The 18646-nt window shown below is 73.3% G+C and carries 17 protein-coding genes and 1 pseudogene; 8 read left to right on the plus strand and 10 right to left on the minus strand.

Translation table 11 applies throughout. The features are described from left to right. Positions 1-51: 51 nt before the first annotated feature. From ACIPK3_RS12165 to ACIPK3_RS12175, 3 genes are all read left to right on the plus strand, one after another. Positions 52-1503, plus strand: coding sequence for a glycosyltransferase family 4 protein (locus tag ACIPK3_RS12165; protein WP_402568715.1), 1452 nt, complete (start codon positions 52-54; stop codon positions 1501-1503). 92 nt (positions 1504-1595) lie between these two features. After that, complete coding sequence (locus ACIPK3_RS12170) at positions 1596-2888, plus strand: nucleotide sugar dehydrogenase (protein ID WP_402568717.1); 1293 nt, start codon at positions 1596-1598, stop codon at positions 2886-2888. A gap of 10 nt (positions 2889-2898) precedes the next feature. Next, positions 2899-4029, plus strand: a complete 1131-nt coding sequence (locus ACIPK3_RS12175; RefSeq protein WP_402568719.1) for a glycosyltransferase — start codon at positions 2899-2901, stop codon at positions 4027-4029. A 15-nt stretch (positions 4030-4044) separates the two neighbouring features. Here the strand turns inward: ACIPK3_RS12175 and ACIPK3_RS12180 are convergent, their stop codons facing one another. Next, positions 4045-4482 carry a PPOX class F420-dependent oxidoreductase gene (locus ACIPK3_RS12180; protein ID WP_402568720.1) on the minus strand — a complete coding sequence of 146 codons (438 nt, stop codon included), beginning with the start codon at positions 4480-4482 and terminating at the stop codon, positions 4045-4047. Positions 4483-4578: 96 nt separating this feature from the next. Here ACIPK3_RS12180 and ACIPK3_RS12185 point away from each other — a divergent pair, with 96 nt between their 5' ends. The 3 genes from ACIPK3_RS12185 to ACIPK3_RS12195 all read left to right on the plus strand — a co-directional run bounded on the left by ACIPK3_RS12185 (position 4579) and on the right by ACIPK3_RS12195 (position 7789). Continuing rightward, on the plus strand, positions 4579-5160 hold the full coding sequence (locus ACIPK3_RS12185) for a TetR/AcrR family transcriptional regulator (protein WP_402568722.1): 582 nt from the start codon (positions 4579-4581) through the stop codon (positions 5158-5160). A gap of 29 nt (positions 5161-5189) precedes the next feature. Then, a complete protein-coding gene (locus tag ACIPK3_RS12190; RefSeq protein WP_402569411.1) occupies positions 5190-6500 on the plus strand; it encodes an MFS transporter in 1311 nt (436 codons plus the stop codon). 65 nt (positions 6501-6565) lie between these two features. Further along, on the plus strand, positions 6566-7789 hold the full coding sequence (locus ACIPK3_RS12195; protein WP_402568724.1) for a serine hydrolase domain-containing protein: 1224 nt from the start codon (positions 6566-6568) through the stop codon (positions 7787-7789). 11 nt (positions 7790-7800) lie between these two features. Here ACIPK3_RS12195 and ribA read toward each other — a convergent pair whose 3' ends face one another. Then, a complete protein-coding gene (ribA, locus tag ACIPK3_RS12200; RefSeq protein WP_402568726.1) occupies positions 7801-8460 on the minus strand; it encodes a GTP cyclohydrolase II in 660 nt (219 codons plus the stop codon). Positions 8461-8497: 37 nt separating this feature from the next. Between ribA and ACIPK3_RS12205 the strand changes: the two are divergent. Continuing rightward, a pseudogene (locus ACIPK3_RS12205) lies at positions 8498-9247 on the plus strand (creatininase family protein); the annotation flags it as partial. Here the strand turns inward: ACIPK3_RS12205 and ACIPK3_RS12210 are convergent. The 5 genes from ACIPK3_RS12210 to ACIPK3_RS12230 all read right to left on the minus strand — a co-directional run bounded on the left by ACIPK3_RS12210 (position 9130) and on the right by ACIPK3_RS12230 (position 14007). Further along, complete coding sequence (locus ACIPK3_RS12210) at positions 9130-10338, minus strand: YbhN family protein (protein ID WP_402568728.1); 1209 nt, start codon at positions 10336-10338, stop codon at positions 9130-9132. The pseudogene ACIPK3_RS12205 and the gene ACIPK3_RS12210 sit on opposite strands and share 118 nt — an antisense overlap. Continuing rightward, positions 10335-11288 (minus strand): methyltransferase domain-containing protein, encoded by a 954-nt coding sequence (locus ACIPK3_RS12215; protein WP_402568730.1) that lies wholly within the window; start codon positions 11286-11288, stop codon positions 10335-10337. Before ACIPK3_RS12215 ends, ACIPK3_RS12210 begins: the two co-directional genes overlap by 4 nt. Next, positions 11285-12472, minus strand: coding sequence for a glycosyltransferase family 4 protein (locus ACIPK3_RS12220; RefSeq protein ID WP_402568731.1), 1188 nt, complete (start codon positions 12470-12472; stop codon positions 11285-11287). The genes ACIPK3_RS12215 and ACIPK3_RS12220 overlap by 4 nt, the downstream gene beginning before the upstream one ends. Beyond that, positions 12469-12867 carry a 6-pyruvoyl tetrahydropterin synthase family protein gene (locus tag ACIPK3_RS12225; protein ID WP_384764896.1) on the minus strand — a complete coding sequence of 133 codons (399 nt, stop codon included), beginning with the start codon at positions 12865-12867 and terminating at the stop codon, positions 12469-12471. Before ACIPK3_RS12225 ends, ACIPK3_RS12220 begins: the two co-directional genes overlap by 4 nt. A gap of 165 nt (positions 12868-13032) precedes the next feature. Then, entirely contained in the window at positions 13033-14007 is a 975-nt protein-coding gene (locus ACIPK3_RS12230; protein WP_402568733.1) for a zinc-binding alcohol dehydrogenase, read from the minus strand. Positions 14008-14114: 107 nt separating this feature from the next. Here ACIPK3_RS12230 and ACIPK3_RS12235 point away from each other — a divergent pair, with 107 nt between their 5' ends. Continuing rightward, positions 14115-14897, plus strand: coding sequence for a CDP-alcohol phosphatidyltransferase family protein (locus ACIPK3_RS12235; RefSeq protein ID WP_402568735.1), 783 nt, complete (start codon positions 14115-14117; stop codon positions 14895-14897). A 63-nt stretch (positions 14898-14960) separates the two neighbouring features. Here the strand turns inward: ACIPK3_RS12235 and ACIPK3_RS12240 are convergent, their stop codons facing one another. From ACIPK3_RS12240 to fusA, 3 genes are all read right to left on the minus strand, one after another. Then, on the minus strand, positions 14961-15671 hold the full coding sequence (locus ACIPK3_RS12240) for a YcnI family protein (protein WP_402568737.1): 711 nt from the start codon (positions 15669-15671) through the stop codon (positions 14961-14963). A 43-nt stretch (positions 15672-15714) separates the two neighbouring features. Beyond that, positions 15715-16320: a hypothetical protein gene (locus ACIPK3_RS12245; RefSeq protein ID WP_402568739.1), complete on the minus strand. Its 606-nt coding sequence runs from the start codon at positions 16318-16320 to the stop codon at positions 15715-15717. 142 nt (positions 16321-16462) lie between these two features. After that, the gene (gene fusA, locus ACIPK3_RS12250) at positions 16463-18505 is read right to left on the minus strand and encodes an elongation factor G (RefSeq protein WP_402569413.1); all 2043 of its coding nucleotides are present in this window, start codon (positions 18503-18505) and stop codon (positions 16463-16465) included. Between the last annotated feature and the right edge of the window lie 141 nt (positions 18506-18646).

An 18646-nucleotide genomic window follows, 5' to 3' on the forward strand; every position in this document is an offset into this window, starting at 1 on the left:
GCGGGCTCTCGCGGATCCGCGTTCCCCGCCAGGTCGGCCTACCGTGGCGGCATGAGTCGTCGTATTCCCCGCGCTGTCAGTCTGGCCGCGTCCGTGGTCTGGGGCGAGTTGCGGCACGACCCGGCGCGGGCGGCGCTGCTGGGGGTGCGGGTGCTGCCGTCGCGGGTACGGCGCCGGGTGGGGCGGGTGGAGCGGTGGCTGGCGGACCGGGCGCGCGCGGCGGGGCCGGGCGCCACTCCCTCCGCCATTCGGGTGATGGCACCGGCCGGGCGGGCGGTACGGCCCGTGCCCGGCCGGGTGCTGCATCTGGTGACCAACTCGCTGCCGTTCCGGCACGCGGGCTACACCGTGCGCACGCAGAAGCTGGCCGAGGCGCAGCGGGCGGCGGGGCTCGATCCGCATGTGGTGACGCGGATCGGGTTCCCGGTGGCGCAGGGCGTGCTGGACGCGAGCGTGTCGCAGTGGGTGGGGCCGGTGCCGCAGCACCGGCTGCTGCCGGCCTGGCTGCCGTATGGACAGGGTCCGCTGCTGTCACGCAACGCGGCGCTGGCGGGGCGGCTGGTGGAGCGGCTGCGGCCGGCCGTGCTGCACGCGGCCACCGACCACGGCAACGGGCGGGTGGCGCTGGCGCTGCGGGAGGTGTACGGGCTGCCGGTGGTGTACGAGGTGCGGGGGTTTCTGGAGGAGACCTGGCTGACGCAGGCTCCGGGGCGCAGTGCGCGGGACGACGTGTACCGGATGCGGCGGGAGCTGGAGTCCCGCTGTATGCGCGAGGCGGATCTGGTGCTGACGCTGGGCGCGGCCATGAAGGCCGAGATCGTGTCGCGCGGGGTGCCGGAGGAGCGGGTGCTGGTGGTGCCCAACGCCGTGGACGCCACGTTCCTGGCCCCGCCGCCGGACGGGGCGCCCATGCGCGCCCGGCTCGGTATCGCGCCGGACGAGTTCGTGGTCGGCACGGTCGGCAGCCTCACCCCGCACGAGGGGATCGGCACGCTGCTGCGGGCGGGGGCCGAGTTGCGGCGGCGCGGGGTTCCGCTGCGCCTGCTGATCGTGGGCGAGGGCCCGGAGCGGGCGGCGCTGGAGGGGTTGGCCGCCCGGCTCGGGCTGGGCGACGGTGCCGCCCTGTTCACCGGCCGGGTGCCGCACGCGGAGGTCCGCGACTATCACGCCGTACTGGACGTGTTCGCGGTTCCGCGTACCGACGAGCGGGTGTGCCGTCTGGTGACCCCGCTCAAGCCCGTGGAGGCGTTGGCGAGCGGTGTTCCGGTGGCCGCGAGCGATCTGGCCGCGCTGCGAGAACTGGTCGAACCCGAGGTGAACGGGATACTTATTCCACCCGAGGCACCGGATTCCTGGGCGGAAGGTATCGAAGGATTGCTTTACAGTCATAAACGGCGGCTCGAATGGGGAGCCGCCGCTCGCGCACTGGTCGCGCGGGAACGCACGTGGGACCGGGTCGCCATGACGACCCTGGAGGCGTATCGCGCTCTTGGGTGCGCCTGACTCCCCGGGACGACTCCCTGGGAGGCCCACAAGTCCTGCTGTGAGGCCGGGTGATTCCTATGCGGGTCGAACGGACCGAACCATCCGAGGACATGAGTGAGCCGCCCGGGGGCGCGGGCCGGACCGACGGCGTCGAGCTGGCGGTGATCGGGCTCGGCTACGTCGGGCTGCCGCTGGCGCGGGAGGCCGTGTCGGTCGGCCTGCGCGTAATGGGCCTGGACCGGGATCCACGGATCGTGGCAGGTCTCAACGCCGGACGCAGCCATGTCGACGACGTGTCCGACGACGACATCCACCGGATGCTCGGGGCGGGTTTCACGGCGCACACCGACGACGCCTGTCTGAGCCGTGCGCAGACCGTGGTGATCTGTGTGCCCACCCCGCTCGGCAAGGACGGCGGGCCCGATCTGGGCGCGGTGACCTCGGCGGCGCGCGCGGTGGCGGGCCGGCTGCGGCGCGGGCAGCTGGTGGTGCTGGAGTCGACCACCTACCCGGGCACCACCGAGGAGGTCCTGCGGCCACTGCTGGAGGAGTCCGGGCTGCGGGCGGGCGTGGACTTCGCGCTCGCGTTCTCGCCGGAACGGATCGACCCCGGCAACACGCAGCACGGGCTGCGCGAGACCCCGAAGGTGGTCGGCGGCTGCACCCCGTCCTGCGCGGCGCGCGCGGTGGCCTTCTACGGCAAGTTCGTGGACACGGTCGTGCAGGCGAAGGGCACCCGCGAGGCCGAGATGGCCAAGCTCCTGGAGAACACCTACCGGCATGTGAACATCGCGCTGGTCAACGAACTGGCCATCATCAGCCGGGAGTTGCGGGTCGACCTGTGGGACGCCATCCGCTGCGCGGGCACCAAGCCGTTCGGCTTCCAGGCGTTCCGGCCGAGTCCCGGGGTGGGTGGCCACTGCATTCCTATCGACCCCAACTACCTTTCCTACAAAGTGCGTTCGTCGCTGGGCTACGAGTTCCGGTTCGTCGGGCTGGCGCAGGAGATCAACCGGCGGATGCCGGAGTACGTGGTGCGCCGTGCCCAGGATCAGCTGAACACCGCGGGGCGCCCGCTGCGCGGCTCCCGGGTGCTGCTGCTCGGGGTCACCTACAAGCCGGACGTCGCCGACCAGCGCGAGTCGCCCGCCGTACCGGTGGCGCGGCTGCTGCGCGACCGGGAGGCCGAGGTGACCTTCCACGATCCGCATGTGCCGCTGTGGTCGGTGGACGGTACGGCCGTGCCCCGGGCGGCCGACGTCATGGCTGCGGTGCGCGAGCACGACCTGACGATCCTGCTCCAGGACCACTCCGCCTACGACCTGCCGGCCATCGCCGACGGCGCCCGGCTGCTGTTCGACACCCGGGGACGGATCTTCCGGCCCGACGTCGAGGTCCTGTAGAGGGGGTCTGATGCGGATACTCGTGGTCACCGTGGTCCACCACCCCGAGGACGCGCGCATACTGCACCGGCAGATCGCCGCGCTGCGGGAGCGCGGCCACCTGGTGGTGTACGCGGCACCGTTCTCGGCCCGTGACGCGAGGCCCCGGCCGGACCTGGAGGGAATCGACCTCCCTCGGGCCGGCGGACGCGACCGGCGCGCGGCGCTGCGCGCGGCCCGCACCCTGCTGGCCGAACGCGGCCCGGAGGCTGATGTGGTGCTGCTCCACGACCCGGAACTGCTGCTGGCGCTCCCCGGCACGCTGCGCCGCTGGCGACGCGGCGGAAAGGTGCCGGTGACCGTCTGGGACGTGCACGAGGACACGGCGGCGGCGCTGGTCATGAAGGGCTGGGTGCCGCGGATCCTGCGGCCGCCGCTGCGCCGTGCCGTGCGGACGGCCGAGCGGCTTGCCGAGCGTCATCTGCGGCTGCTGCTGGCCGAGGACGCCTACCAGCGCCGTTTCCGGCACGTCCACCCCGTCGTCCCCAACCTCGCCACGGTCCCGGCCGAACCGCCCGCGCCCCCCGGTACCGACCGGGTCGTCTATGTGGGCCAGCTGTCCCGGGCGCGCGGCGCGCTCGAACTGATCGAGACCGCACGTCAGCTGGCGCCGGACATCCACGTGGAGGCGATCGGCGCCGCCGACCCGGACGTACGCGAGGCCCTCGGCCGGGCCGACCGGGACGGGGTGCTGCGCTGGCACGGCTTCCTGCCCAACGACCGTGCGCTGGCCAGGCTCTCGGGCGCCCTGGCGGGCCTGTCCCTCCTCCACGACGAGCCCAACTACCGCCACTCGCGGCCCACCAAGGTGGTCGAGTACATGGCCCACGGGGTCCCGGTGGTCACCACGCCGACCCCGCTGGCCGCGGAGCTGGTGGAACGGCACGGCTGCGGTCTCGTGGTGCCGTACGAGGATCCGGTGTCCGCCGCGCGGGCGGTCCGGCGCCTGGCCGACGATCCCGAACTGCGGCTGCGCGCCGCCCACCGCGGCCGCGCGGCCGTCCTGGCGGAACTGGACTGGCGGGACCGGGCGGCCGGGTTCACCGATGTACTGGAGGCCTGGGCCGACGAGCGGCGGGCGCACACCGGGGCGGCCGCCTAGGCAGATTCTTATGGATCAGCGGGGCGGAGTGCCGTACACGCGTTCCACGTGGATCCGCACCACGAGCCGTTGTTCGCGGACCATGGCGGCCCGGTAGTCGTCCCAGTCGGGGTGTTCGCCGGCCACCTCGCGGTACAGACGGACGAGTTCGTCCGCCGTCCCGTCGTGCGGGTCCCGCGCGACGGGGGTGAGGTCGGCCGTGCCCTCGGCGACCGCGTAGGCCCAGCGGTCGCCGCTCGTGACGTGGTACGAGGCGCGCGGATCGCGGCGCAGGTTGCGGGTCTTGGCGCGGTCGTCGGTCACCGAGACACGGATGATCCGCTCGCCCGGATCGTAGGCGTGCGCCACGTTCGACAGCTGGGGGCGCCCGTCGCGCTTGAGGGTGACCAGCACTCCGCCGTGGCTCTCGGAGAGCAGCTTCAGCAGTGCGTCCTGCGTCGCGTCCTGAGTCATGTGTTTCTCAACCGGGAAGGGCGGCCCGCGCATTCCCCGGCGGACGCCCGCGAACAACAGTAGACAGTGTCTACGTGCGCCTGGTAGACACTGTTTATGAACGAGTCCGACACAGGTCTGCGAACCCGGCTGGTCGACGCCGGAGTGGCACTGGTGGCCGCCGAGGGCGCCCAGGCACTGACCCTGCGCGAGATCGCCCGCCGGGCCGGGGTCTCGCACGGTGCGCCGCGCCGCTACTTCCCCACCCATCTGGAACTGCTGTCGGCCATCGCGCGGCGCGGATTCGAAGAGCTGGCCGAACGGGCCGCCGGGGCGCTCGCCGACGGCACGGCCGGGCCGCGCGCCCGGCTGACGGCGCTCGGCCGGATCTACCTGGAGTTCGCTCTGGACAACCCCGGCATGTACGAGTTGATGTTCCGTCATGACCTGCTGGAGAGCGGTCATCTGGGGCTGCGCGGGACCAGCCTGCCGCTGTTCGGGGCGCTGACCGAACTGGTCGGGCGGGCAAGGCCCGAGGCGGACGCACCTCTGGTGGCGGGGGCGTTGTGGGCGAACCTGCACGGCATCGCCCAGCTGTGGACCTGGGGAAGCCTCCGACTCGCCACCGGGCAGGCCGACTTCACTCCCCTGCTGCTCGCGGCGCTGGACGCCCACCTCGGTCCGGAGGGCGGGCGGTGAAGCTCCGGCTCACGCTGGCGAGCAGTGTGATGGGAGCCGTGGTCGTCGCCCTGGACGGCACCGTGCTCACGGTCGCCCAACCCACCCTGCAACGGGACCTCGACGCGTCGGTCGCCGAGGTGCAGTGGACCAGTACCGCCTATCTCGTCACCGTGGCCGCCCTGCTGGTGTTCGCCGGACGGCTCGGCGACCGGTACGGGCACCGGCGGGCGTTCGGCTGGGGGATGCTCGGCTTCGGGGCCGCGTCGGCAGCCATCGGCCTCGCGCCGGGCGTCGGCTGGGTGATCGGACTGCGCGTCGTCCAAGGGGCGTTCGGCGCGCTGCTGCAACCGTCCACGCTCGGCATGCTGCGTGCCGCCTACCCGCCCGACCGGCTCGCCACTCCGCTCGCCGTGCGCACCGCCGCCATCGGTGTGGCCGCCGCCGCGGGGCCGCTGCTCGGCGGGGCACTGGTGTCCGGCCTCGGCTGGCGGGCCGTCTTCTTCCTCGGCGTGGCGCCCGCGGTCGGCTTCGGCGTGCTCGCCCTGGTCACACCGGACCCGGGGCACACCGGCGACGCGCACACCGCACTGGACATCCCGGGCGCGCTGCTCCTCGCCGTGACACTGGCCTGCCTCGTCCACTCGCTGGCCGCACCGCACCCGCTGGGCCTGGTCCTGGCGAGCTGCACCGGCGTCGCGTTCGTCCGGCACGAACGCCGCACCGCACGCCCGCTGCTCCCACCGGAGGTGATCGGCTCTCCGTCCGTGGGCGCGGCCCTGGGCATCCTCACCGTCGCCTCGGCCTCGCTGTTCGGCACACTGTTCGCCGTCACCTACGAACTCCAGGGCGCCCTCGGCCTCGACCCGCTGCACAGCGCGCTGCGGGGACTGCCGCTGCCGGCGCTGATGGTGGCGGCCGCTCCCGCCTGCGCCGTACTGCTGCGCCGGGTCGGTGCCCGGCGTACGACGGGGGCGGCGATGACCGTCCTCGCGGCCGGCGCCCTGCTGCTGTCCCGGGCGTCGGGCGCGCCCGCCCTGGCCGTCGGCTTCGCCCTGCTGGGCGCCGGTTTCGGCACGGTGATGGTGGCGGCGACGCATGTCGTCGTACGGCAGGCGGACCTCGGGTCGGCGGGAGTCGCCGGCGGCCTCCAGCAGACCGCGCTGAACATCGGCCCGGCCCTGGGCGTGGCCACGACGAGCGCCCTCATGGGGGCGGGCGTGGCGCTCCCCCTGACCGTGGCGGCCGCGCTGGCGGGGCTGGGGGTGGCGGCGGCCGCGGCGCTGCCCGCACGGGGCAGCACGTCGGCCACACCACACGCCGGTCGGCGGGACCGGTCCCGCGCTCCTGCCCGACCATGAGACCTGAAGAGCGCACGGCGGGACGCGCCGGGCCGTATCACCCACGGGGTGACCGGAGGAGAGCGATGGCACAGTTGCGGCAGGACGTCGAGGCGGGCGAGGTGGGGCTCGACGGGCGGGCTCTGGAACGGCTCGACCAGTACTTCACGGACCTCGTCGGCGAAGGACGGCTGCCCGGGTTCCTGGTCGCCGTCGCCCGGGGCGGCCGGGTCGCCCACCTCACGGTGCACGGGTGGCGGGACGTCGCGGGCGGCCTGCCGGTCGAGGCGGACACCTTGTGGCGGATCTACTCCATGACCAAGCCGGTCACCGCGGTCGCGGTGCTGCTGCTGGTGGAGGAGGGCCGGCTGGCGCTGGACGACCCGCTGGAACGCCATCTGCCGGCGTTCGCCGCGCCGCGGGTGTACGAGAGCGGATCGGGCGCCGGGGTGCGCACCCGTCCGGCGGACGGTCCCGTCCTGATCCGCCATCTGCTCACCCACACCGCGGGACTGACCTTCGGCTTCTACCACTCCCACCCCGTCGACGCCCTCTACCGCGAGGCCGGACTGGAGTCCTCCGTGCCGCCCGGTGCCGACCTGGCCGAGACCACCGACGTGTACGCGGGCCTGCCCCTGCAGTTCGAGCCCGGCACGCGGTGGAACTACTCGGTGGCCTCCAACGTGCTGGGCCGGGTCGTCGAGGTGGTGTCGGGGCGGCCGCTGGACGAGTTCTTCGCCGAGCGGATCTTCCGCCCGCTGGGGATGACGGACGCCGGATTCCACATCACCGACGAACAGGCTCCGCGGCTCGCGGAGTTGTACGGCGAGACCGACACCGGCGGCATCACCCCGATCCCCGGGCTGCCGCTGCACGGCCGCCCGCGCTTCCTGTCCGGCAGCGGTGGCATGGTGGCCACGGCCCACGACTACCACCGCTTCATGGAGATGCTCCGTCGCGGCGGCGAACTCGACGGCACCCGTCTGCTCTCCCCCGCCACGGTCGCCCTGATGACCCGCAACCACCTGCCCGGCGGCGCCGACCTGCGTGCCTTCGGTGCCCCGCCCCACCAGGAGCCCGGCAACGACGGCGTGGGCTTCGGCCTCGGCGTCTCCGTCGTGGTCGCCCCGGAGCGCACCCTCGCCCCGGCCGGCCTCGGCGCCTACGGCTGGAGCGGCGTCGCCACCACCACGTTCTGGGTCGACCCGGGCCACGATCTGACCGTGCAGTTCATGACCCAGGTCCGCCCCAGAACGCTGAAGGTGTTCACGCAACTGAAACGGCTGGTGCACGCGGCGCTCACGGACTGAGACCGGGCCCGTCAGGACCAGTGGGCGACCGCGTCGAGGTGCGGCAGGACATGGTCCAGTCGCTCACGCTTCGTCCGCAGATAGGTGATGTTGTTCTCGCAGGGCTCGATCAGCAGCGGGACCGTCTCGGCGACCTCGATGCCGTGCTGCTGGAGCGACTCGCGCTTGCGCGGGTTGTTGGACATCAGCCGGACGGAACGGACGCCCAGGTCGCTCAGGATGCCCGCGGCCACGCCGTAGTCCCGTGCGTCGACCGGCAGTCCGAGGGCGAGGTTCGCCTCGACGGTGTCCAGGCCCTCCGCCTGGAGGGCCATCGCGCGCAGCTTGCCCAGCAGACCGATACCACGGCCCTCGTGCCCCCGCAGGTAGACGACGACACCGCTGCCTTCGGTGACGACCGCGCGCAGCGCGGCGGCCAGTTGGTCGCCGCACTCGCAGTGCTGGGAGCCGAAGGCGTCACCGGTCAGGCACTCCGAGTGCAGCCGGGTGAGCACGTTCTCGGTGCTGATGTCTCCATGGACCAGGGCCACTTGTTCGTCACCGCGATCGTGGTCCAGGTAGCCGATCGCCTGGAATTTGCCGTACACGGTGGGCAGCGGGGCATTCACAACGCGTTCCACGCCCGAACGCCGTGGGGTCTTCTTGTCGAGTATGCCGATGTTGTCTGTCATGATCTGATTCCTAAGCAGAGACGAAAGGCCGTGGACAATGGATGGTTCGGGCGCGCGTACGACGGTATACGGTGTGCTGCCGACGGACACTACGGAAGAGGTACGGACCAGAGGCGCGAGCGTCTCAACACGGGTCGCCGTCCTTCCCGTCGGGAGCTTCGAACAGCACGGCCCCCACCTTCCGCTGGCCACCGACACCCTCATCGCCTGTGCCGTCGCGCGGGAGATCGCCGCCGCGTACCCGGTGCAGCTCCTTCCTCCGGTCACGATCGGCTGCTCGCACGAACACGCCGCCTGGCCGGGCACCGTGAGCATCTCTTCCGTGACGCTGCACGCGGTGGTGCGGGACATCGCCGCCTCGCTGCGCGGTTCCGGGGTGGAGGCGCTCGTGGTGGTCAACGGCCACGGCGGGAACTACGTGCTGGGAAACGTCGTGCAGGAGTCCTCGGCGCGCGGTGAACGGATGGCGCTGTTCCCGGCCGTGGAGGACTGGGAGGCGGCCCTGCAGCGGGCCGGGGTACAGACCTCGCTGCTCACCGACATGCACGCGGGAGAAATCGAGACGTCCATTCTTCTGCACGCTCATCCTGAATTGGTCCGCCCTGGATACAAGAGCGCCGACTTTGTCGCTGACGACCGTCGCCATCTGCTCACCGTGGGAATGTCCGTCTATACCGATTCGGGTGTCATCGGCCGTCCTTCACTGGGATCGGCGGAAAAGGGGAAGGAACTGCTGGCGAGCCTCACCGATTCCTTCGGTGCGTATTTCACGCTGCTCACCTCGTCGGACGCACCGGTGAACTTGTCGACGGGGCCCGAGAATTCGGCGTAGGACGACGCGTCGGGCGCCGGGTCCGGCGCGACGGTCCCGGCGTCTCGTCCGCCGAACCGGCGGACGACCAGGACTACGGCGCCCGGCAGGCTCGCCACGAGGCTGAGCACGCCGTAGACGACGGCCGTGGTCACGCCGGTGTCCGCGCCCAGTCCGGCGGCGCCGAACGCCCAGGCGGTGACGCCCTCGCGGGGGCCGAAGCCGCCGATGTTCAGCGGCAGGCCCATGGCGAGCAGGGCGAGCACCGCGATCGGCAGCAGGGTCGGGGCGGCGGCGTCGGATCCCGCGATGCGGCCGGCCAGGACGAACATCGCCAGGTGTCCGGCCAGGACGACGACCGACGACAGGGCGATGCCCGGCCAGTTGCCGCGCGACAGCAGAGCCCTGCGGGCTTCGCCGAGGGTCCTGCGCAGCGCGCCGCCGCGTCGGGCGGACCGGTTCATGCGGACGGCGAGGACGACGGCGAGCGCCCCGGTGACGGCGAGGGCGGCGAGAGGGGCGAACTCGCGGGCCTCGTCGCGGACCGGGGACGGCAGGGTGAGCAGCGTGGCGCCGCCGACGAGCGTCAGCGCGAGCTGTCCGGCGACCCGTTCGAGGACGACCGCGCGCACCGCGCGGCCCATGTCGCCGGCGCTCTGTCCGTGCCGGACGGCCCGGTGGACATCGCCGAGGACACCACCGGGCAGGGCCGCGTTGAGGAACAGGGCACGGTAGTAGTCGCCGACGGCGGTGCCGAGCGGCAGCCGGATCCGCAGCCCCCGGGCCACCAACTGCCAGCGCCACGCGCTGAGCACGGTGGTGACCGCACCGATGGCGAGGGCGGCCAGCAGGGACGTCGTGTCGATGCGGCGCAGCCCGTCCAGGAGGGCGCCGGTGCCGAGCCGCCAGAGCAGCGCGGCCAGGATGGCGGCGCCGGCCACGGTACCGAAGTGGGTGCGCACCGCGGGGGTGTTGACGCGGGCGAGCAGCCGGCGGCCGACGCCCGGGGCAGTGCCGACGCGGGTCCCCCGGGGCGTCGTGTCCACGCCCGCCGCGTGTGCGCTCATGCCGCCGCCTCGCCCGTCGGCCGGACCAGCGCCAGCAGGTCGTTGTGGTGGACCACGACCCGGAGCTCACCGGCCGCGCAGGCGGCCAGCCGCTCCTGAAGGTAGCGGGCCGCGTGCTCGGCCAGCTCGGGGCGCTCCTCGACGGCCGCGCCGACCCAGCCGCGCAACCACTGGGCGGTCAGCGCGGCCTCGGCCGGACCCAGCCGCCAGGCGCTCGGCAGCACCTCGACGGTCGCGCCGCGCGCCTCGAACGCCTCGCGGGCCACGTCGACCGCGTCGGGGCCGAGCAGGCCGTCGCGGCGCTGGTGCGCGTTGAACGCCTCGGCGATCTCGGCGTCCAGCGGGTGCGGTGCGGTCAGCTCGACGCGTCCGGCCACCGACAGGGTCAGCAGGGCCGGGCAGCCCGCGCCGGCGCAGGCGTCCACGAGGGCGGTGACCTCGTCGCGGGTCAGCACGTCCAGCAGTGCGGAGGCCGTCACCAGGGAGGCGCCCGTCAGCGCGTCCGGGGTGAGCCGGGCCACGTCGCCGCGCCGGGTCTCCACGGTGACCCGGCTGCCGTCGGCGGCGGCCCGCGGCGAGGCTACCGCGGCGAAGTGCAGGAGATAGGGGTCACGGTCGTGCAGGATCCAGTGCTGGGTGCCGTCCAGCCGGGGCGCCAGCCAGCGGCCCATGGAGCCGGTGCCGCAGCCCAGGTCGTGCACGGCCAGCCCGCCGTCCCGGCCCGGCAGACCGGCGAACCGGGAGCGGAGCGGGGCGAGCAGGCCGGTGGCGCGGGCGGCCGCGTCGGCTCCCTCCCGCAGCTGCAGCCACTCGGGCGCGTAGCGGGGCCCCTCCTCGGCGTCCTCCCGCAGCCGTACGGTGGCGCGTTCGCCGGGGCGGGCGACGGGTCCGGCGCCGGCTATCACCTCGTCCGGGCCGTTGTGCTCGCGGGTGGTGGTGGTCTCGGTCATCCTGCGCTCCGGGGTTCGTCGGGGAGCCTCAGCAGGACTCCGGCCAGGCTGCGGGCGGTGGTGGCCCAGCCGTCGAGGGCCGCGCGACGGCCGCGGGCGGCGGCCTTCAGCCGGCGGCGTACGTCGGCCTCGCCGAACCAGCCTCGCAGTTCGGCGGCGAGCGCGGCGGGGTCCTCCGGCGGGACGAGGATGCCGGGCACGCCGCCGTCGGGGGCGCGGCCGACGGCCTCGGGCAGTCCGCCGACGTCGGTGGCGAGGACCGGGATGCCGCGGGCGAGGGCCTCGGTGACCGCCATGCCGTATGTCTCTGCGTAGGAGGTGAGGACCATCAGGTCGGCGGCGGCGTAGCTGGCGTCGAGGGCGGCGCCGGAGCGGGGGCCCGCGAGGTGCAGGCGGTCGGTCAGGCCGTGCCGCTCGATCAGGGACCGGAGATGGGCGACGTACTCGGGGTCCTGTGTGAGGCCGCCTACCAGCGTGCAGGTCCACGACAGGTTCCGCACCGCCGCGAGCGCCTCCACCAGCCGGTGCTGCCCCTTGCGGGGGGTCACCGCGGCCACGCACAGCAGGTGGGAGACGCCGTCGGTGCCGGCGGCCAGCGGCGCGATGTCGGCGCCGGGGGCGGCGGCGTGCACCCGTTCGGGGGCGAGGCCGTGGTGGGAGACGAGGCGGCGGACCGCCCACTCGCTGGTGGCGATCGCGGCCGGGACCGCACGGAGCACGGTGCGCTCGCGGGCGTCCAGGTCCGCGGCCACCGCCGGGTCGAGGCCCGTCTCGTCGCCGAGGGGGAGATGAACGAGTACCGCGAGGCGCAGCCGACCGGCCTCGGGGACGACGATCTCGGGGACACCGCAGGCGACCAGCCCGTCGAGCAGCACGACCGTGCCGTCCGGCAGTTCGCGCAGGGTGCGGGCGAGTTCCTCGCGGGCGGCCGCGCCCGGCAGGGGCCAGTCGCCGTCCACGGCGTGCCGGACGACCTGCCAGCCGAAGCCGGGCAGGTCGAGGCAGACCCGGCGGTCGTAGGCGTTGCCGCCGCTCGGTGCCGTCGGGTCGTCGACGCCGCCCGGCATGACGAAGTGCACGGTGCGCAGGGACATGGGCAGGATCCCGAGGTTCGCCGGAACGGCCGTGAGCTGCGCGGGCAGTGCGGGCAGGGTGGGCGGCCGGTCGAGGGTCGTGTCGGTCACAGGGCACGCTCGTAGCTCGCCCAGGCGACGTGCGACTCGTGCAGGGTGACGGTGAGGCCGGCCAGGCCCCTGGCGCCCTCGCCGAGGGCACCCTTCTCGATCCGCTCGGCGAGCCGGTCGGCGATGACCTTCGCGAGGAACTCGGTGGAGGTGTTGACACCGGCGAAGTCGGGCTCGTTGTCGAGGTTGCGGTAGTTCAGCTCGGCGACGACGGCGCCCAGCTCCTGTGTGGCCAGTCCGATGTCTACGACGATGTTGTCGTCGTCCAGCTGCTCGCGGCGGAATGTGGCGTCCACGAGGAACGTGGCTCCGTGCAGTCGCTGCGCGGGTCCGAACACCTCGCCGCGGAAGCTGTGGGCGATCATGATGTGATCGCGGACGGTGATGCTGAACAACGGACGACCCTCCAGGTGCGGCGCGTCTGGGTCCCCCGCCAGGTCCCTGCCGGGGGATGTCGTGTAGTACGGCTCACCAGTTCCCCGTGTTCAGCGACATCTCACTCTTTTCCGGGGCCTGGAACGAGCCTTTTTCGGGGTCGGGCGCAGGTGACCCGTTTCGGGTCAGGCGTAGGTGACCCGGTGGCACAGCGCGGGGATCTCGCCGGAAGCGAGCCGTGGCATCACCTCCGGGAGCTGTTCGAAGGTGCTCTCCCCGGTGATCAGCGCGTCGAGCGCGGGGTCGGCGAGCAGGTCGAGGGCGAGGGCGAGCCGGTCGGCGTAGGTTCGGCCGGTGCGGCCGGCCGGGGAGACGGTGCCGACCTGGCTGCTGCGGATGGTGAGCCGCCGGGAGTGGAAGTTCTCGCCGAGCGGGAGGCTGACGCGGCGGTCGCCGTACCAGCTCAGTTCGACGACCGTGCCCTCGGGCCTGAGGAGTTCCAGGGAGCGGGTGAGGCCCTGTTCGGTGGCGCTGGCGTGGATGACCAGGTCGCAGTCGCCGAGCGCGTTCTCCGGTGTGGCGAAGCCGACGCCGAGCGCCTCGGCCGTCCGCGCCCGCGCCGGGTCGGCGTCGACCAGTTGGAGCCGTACGCCGGGGAAACGGGCGAGCAGGGCGGCCACCGAGCAGCCGACCATGCCGCCGCCGACCACCGCGATCCGGTCGCCGACCAGGGGTGCCGCGTCCCACAAAGCGTTGACGGCGGTCTCGACGGTCCCGGCGAGGATCGCGCGTTCGGCGGGCACACCGTCGGGTACGACGGTGACGGCGCTCGCCGGGACGACGTAGCGGGTCTGGTGCGGGTACAGGCAGAACACCGTACGGCCGACGAGTGCGGCGGGGCCCTCCTCCACGATGCCGACGCTGAGGTAGCCGTACTTGACCGGTCCGGGGAAGTCGCCCTCCTGGAACGGCGCCCGCATGACGTCGTGCTGCCCGGCCGGGACACCACCGCGGAAGACGAGTGTCTCCGTGCCGCGGCTCACCCCGGAGCACACCGAACGCACCAGCACCTCGCCTTCGGCGGGAGCGGCGAGGTCCACGTCACGGATCTCTCCGTGGCCCGGCGAGCGCAGCCAGAACGCACGTGCGGGACGGTTCATCGGCATCCTCCTGAACGATCGGCAACTTGTTCACGTACCGAGATGTGCACAGGCCGCGCACAGTACGCGGCGTTGATCGACTCTGTCACTCGGCCGGAGGACGTGCGGTGGCCCTGAACATTACTTACGAAGCCAGGCTGGTCCAGCAGGAGCCCGCGGTCGGAGCGGGCGTGCAGATTCTGCTGCTGGCCCTGCTCGGCTCGGTGATCGGCCTGGGCCCGGCGGGCTGGCTGACGGGGCTGACGTTCGCGATAGCGACCTGGGCGGTCCTCTCCCGGGCGCTGCACCGCTCCCAGTTGCGTTCCTTCGGGCCGGCGAACCGGGTCACGCTCGGCCGGGCCACGCTGGTGGGCGGAGTCACGGCGCTGGTCGCCGACTCCTTCGAGAGCTCTCCCCCGGTCACCCTGCTGGTCGCGCTGACGACGGTGGCGCTGCTGCTGGACGGCGTCGACGGCAAGGTGGCCCGGCGTACCGGCACGTCGACCGCGCTGGGCGCGCGGTTCGACATGGAGGTCGACGCGTTCCTGATCCTGGTGCTGAGCGTGTACGTGGCCATGGACCTCGGGCCGTGGGTGCTGCTGATCGGCGCCATGCGGTACGGCTTCGTCGCCGCGGCCCGCGTGGCCCCCTGGCTGAACGCCCCGCTGCCTCCGTCCTTCGCCCGCAAGACGGTCGCCGCGCTCCAGGGCATCTGCCTGCTGGTGGCGGGTTCCGGACTGCTGCCGCACACCGCGAACCTGGCCGTGGGGGCGTTGGCTCTCGGCTCGCTGCTGTGGTCGTTCGGGCGGGACGTGCTGTGGCTGTGGCGGACCTCCCGCCGCGTCGTCGAGGAGACGCCGAGGTCCGGGACGGGGGACCGCGAGGTGAGGGAACTCGTCACCACACGGTGACCTCCCGCCCGCAGGGGCCCGGACCGCATTGCGGTCCGGGCCCCTGCGGTTTCGCGGAACGGTCTAGGAGCGGGACGGCCGTCCCCGTACCACCGCGAACGCGGCCGCCGCCAGGCCGAGGGCTCCGACGAGCAGGCCGGCGACACCGAGGCCGCGGGCGGTGGAGTCGGAGGCGGAACCGGAGCCGCCCTCGGCCTTCGTGGCCGACGCGTTCCTGGCGGACGGGGCGGTGGCCTCGTCGTCGGCCGTCAGCTCCAGTACGGGCGCGGGGTTCTCCGACTCCTCGTCGTCCTGCTCGATCCAGCGGACCACTTTGCCGTCGGAGTAGGTCTGGAGGGTCTTGAAGGCCAGTTTGCCGGTGTTCTCGGGCAGTTCGCCGAAGGCGACGTCGAAGTCCGCGTACTCGCCGGGGGCGATCTTCCCGCCGGTCCAGGTGATCTCGGAGGCGGCCTCGGTGATGGTGCCGTCGTCGGTCTTGACCGGCGTCTTGAGCTTGGTGGTGGTCACCTTGGCGGTCCAGCCGTCCCGCGGGTGGACGAGGACGCCGAGCACGGGGTGGTCGGTGGGCAGGAAGACCTGCACCTTCGTGGTGGAGGCGCTGTCCTCCTCGTTGGGCACGCGGAAGGTCAGCAGACCGTCCGTGGCGCCCTTGGCGTAGTTCTCGGGGTGGACGGTGACATGGGCCGAGGCGATGCCCGCGGCGGCGAGGACTCCGGCGGCGGCGAGGGCGGTGGCGGTCGCGGCGCGACGCAGGGCGGTTCGGGTCGTGGACATGGGTGAGTGGATCTCCGTACGGGATGAAAGGTGTGATTGCGGATCAGACGGCGTACGGGATCCGGGCAGGAGGCCCACGGCGGCGCACCGCGTAGCGGAGCAGCGGCCGCCGGTGCGGGACGGCGGAGGCAGGGGCACCGCGTCGCTCGTCCGGGGCGGCGGGCAGCGGGCAGCGGTGCCACCAGGCAACGAGCCCGGGCACCAGGGTTGCGGCGCGCCGCAGCAGCGACCAGAGGGCGGCCTCACCGCGCCGCAGCCACCAGGACGCGGCCAGAGCGGCGAGGACGTGCGCGGCGGTGGCGTGACCGGTGAGCGCGTGCGGATCGCTGACATGGGTGAGGGTGTGGTGCCCGTGCTCGGTCGGCATCCGCATGGCGTGGGCCGCGGCAGGAGCGGCGGAGCGGGCCAGGCCGAACGCCGTGTGCAGGCCCGCCTGGACGGCGAGCATGGTCGCGCCGATCCCGACGAGCGACCGTTCCCGCCCGCCGAGCAGCCAGCCGAGACCGAACACCGCAGCGAATCCGGCGGTGTCGGCCCGGAGCGGCGGCATCGCGCCCATCGCGAGCCCGTGCCCGGCGGCAGCCAGCAGCACACACACCGCCGCGAACACGGCGGCGCGCAGGCTCCTCACGGCCGGTGACGCGCTCATGGTCGGGGATCCTCCCACGGACACGGTATACGTGCGGTGGTGCCGCTCCTGTTCAGGTCGCTCGGGCGCGGCGCGGGCGCACGGGTGGGGCGGCCCGCCCCTGGGCGGCGAATTCCAGGGGGCGGGCCGCCGACCGTGCGAGTCAGCCCGTCGGCGTCCCGGCGGCCGGTGCCGGTGCGTATCCGGCGGGCCGGGTCGTGAAGGTGCCACGGCCCTGTGTCCGGCTGCGCAACCGGGTGGCGTAGCCGAAGAGTTCCGCCAGCGGAACCGTCGCCGTCACACTGGCGGCACCTCCGGTGACGGCCGAGCCGGAGACCCGGCCGCGGCGCGCGGCGAGGTCGCCGAGCACACCCCCGACCGCGTCCTCGGGCACGGTGACCGTGACCTCGGCGACCGGTTCCAGGAGGACCATCGCGCAGCCGCGCAGGGCCTCCCGCAGCCCGAACCGGCCCGCCGTGCGGAAGGCGGTGTCCGAGGAGTCCTTCACATGGGTCGCCCCGTCGGTGAGGGTGACCCGCAGCCCGGTCACCGGGTGACCGCCGAGCGGCCCCTCGGCGAGGGCGTCCCGGCAGCCTGCCTCGACCGCGCGGACGTACTCCTGCGGCACTCGCCCGCCGACCACGGCCGAGCGGAACTCGAAGCCCTCGGCCAGCGGCTCCACGTCGAGCACGACATGCGCGAACTGCCCGGCCCCGCCGTCCTGTTTGACGTGCCGGAAGACGAGTCCCGACACACCGCGGCCGACGGTCTCGCGGTGGGACACCCGGGGGCGGCCGACGCCGATCTCCGGTCCGCCGTCCCGGCGGATCTTCTCCACCGCGACCTCCAGGTGCAGTTCGCCCATGCCGGAGAGCACGGTCTGGCCGGTCTCGGTGTCGGTGCGCACCACCAGCGAAGGGTCCTCCTCGGCGAGCCGGGCCAGCGCGGCGACCAGCCGGCCGGTGTCGGTGCTCCTGCGGGCCTCGACCGCCACGGACACCACCGGGTCGGCGACGGCCGGCGGTTCCAGGACGAGCGGGGCGCCCGGATCGCACAGCGTGGAGCCCGCACGCGCTGATCTGAGTCCGGCGAGGGCGACGATGTCCCCGGCGACCGCACGGCCCAGCGGTTCGTGCCGGTCGGCCATGACCCGCACGATCCGCGCGACGCGCTCGGTGCGCCCGCCGACGGCGTCCCACACGGTGTCTCCCTTCTCCAGCGTCCCCGAGTACACGCGGACATGGGTGAGCCGTCCGGTGGCGGTCGCGTTCACCTTGAACGCCAGTGCCGCGAACGGGGCTTGGGCGTCGGCGGGCCGCCGCTGCTCGGCACCGTCGTACGTCCCGCGCACGTCGGGCACGTCCAGCGGTGACGGCAGATACGCGACGACCGCGTCCAGCAGCGACTCGATGCCGCGGTTGCGGTACGCGGAGCCGCACAGCACGACCACGCCGTCGCCGGTGCGGGTCAGCTCGCGCAGGGCGGTGACCAGCGTCGGCGTGGACACGGCCGAATGCGCGCAGAACTCCTCCAGGGCGGCGGGGTGCGACTCGGCCACCGCCTCCTCCAGGAGCCGACGCCGCCGCGCCGCCTCCTCGCGGAGTTCCGCGGGCACCGGGCCCTCCGTCGCCGTACCGTCCGCCGTACTGTCACCGTCGGGCCAGACGAGCGCCCGCATTCGGACCAGGTCGACCACGCCGGTGAATGCGGCCTCGCGGCCGATCGGCAGGTGAACGACGAGCGGGGCCGGGTGGAGCCGGCGCCGGATCGACTCGACGGCCGTGTCCAGGTCGGCGCCCGCGCGGTCCAGCTTGTTGACGAAGGCGATCCGCGGCACCCCGTGCCGGTCGGCCTGCCGCCACACGGACTCGCTCTGCGGCTCGACACCGGCGACGGCGTCGAACACGGCCACCGCGCCGTCGAGTACGCGCAGCGAACGCTCGACCTCGTCGGCGAAGTCGACGTGTCCAGGAGTGTCGATGAGGTTGATCCGGTGCCCGGACCAGGCACAGCTGACGGCCGCCGCGAAGATGGTGATACCCCGGTCGCGCTCCTGCGGGTCGAAGTCGGTGACGGTCGTGCCGTCGTGGACCTCACCACGTTTGTGCGTGGTCCCGGTGGCGTACAGGATCCGCTCGGTGAGGGTGGTCTTCCCGGCGTCGACATGGGCGAGGATGCCGAGGTTGCGGACGAGGGTCCGGGGCATGACGTCGGTGTTGGAACGGATGTTGAAGTTGGTGTTGGTGCGCACGGGCCCGATTGCCTTTCAAGGATGGGCTGGAGGAGGGCGGCGCGATTCCGTGCGGGCACGCTCGAAGCAGTACTTCGTCAACAGGGCATCGCAGAA

Origin of the sequence: Streptomyces sp. NPDC086787 (genome assembly GCF_044745865.1) — a bacterium.
Taxonomy (GTDB): domain Bacteria; phylum Actinomycetota; class Actinomycetes; order Streptomycetales; family Streptomycetaceae; genus Streptomyces.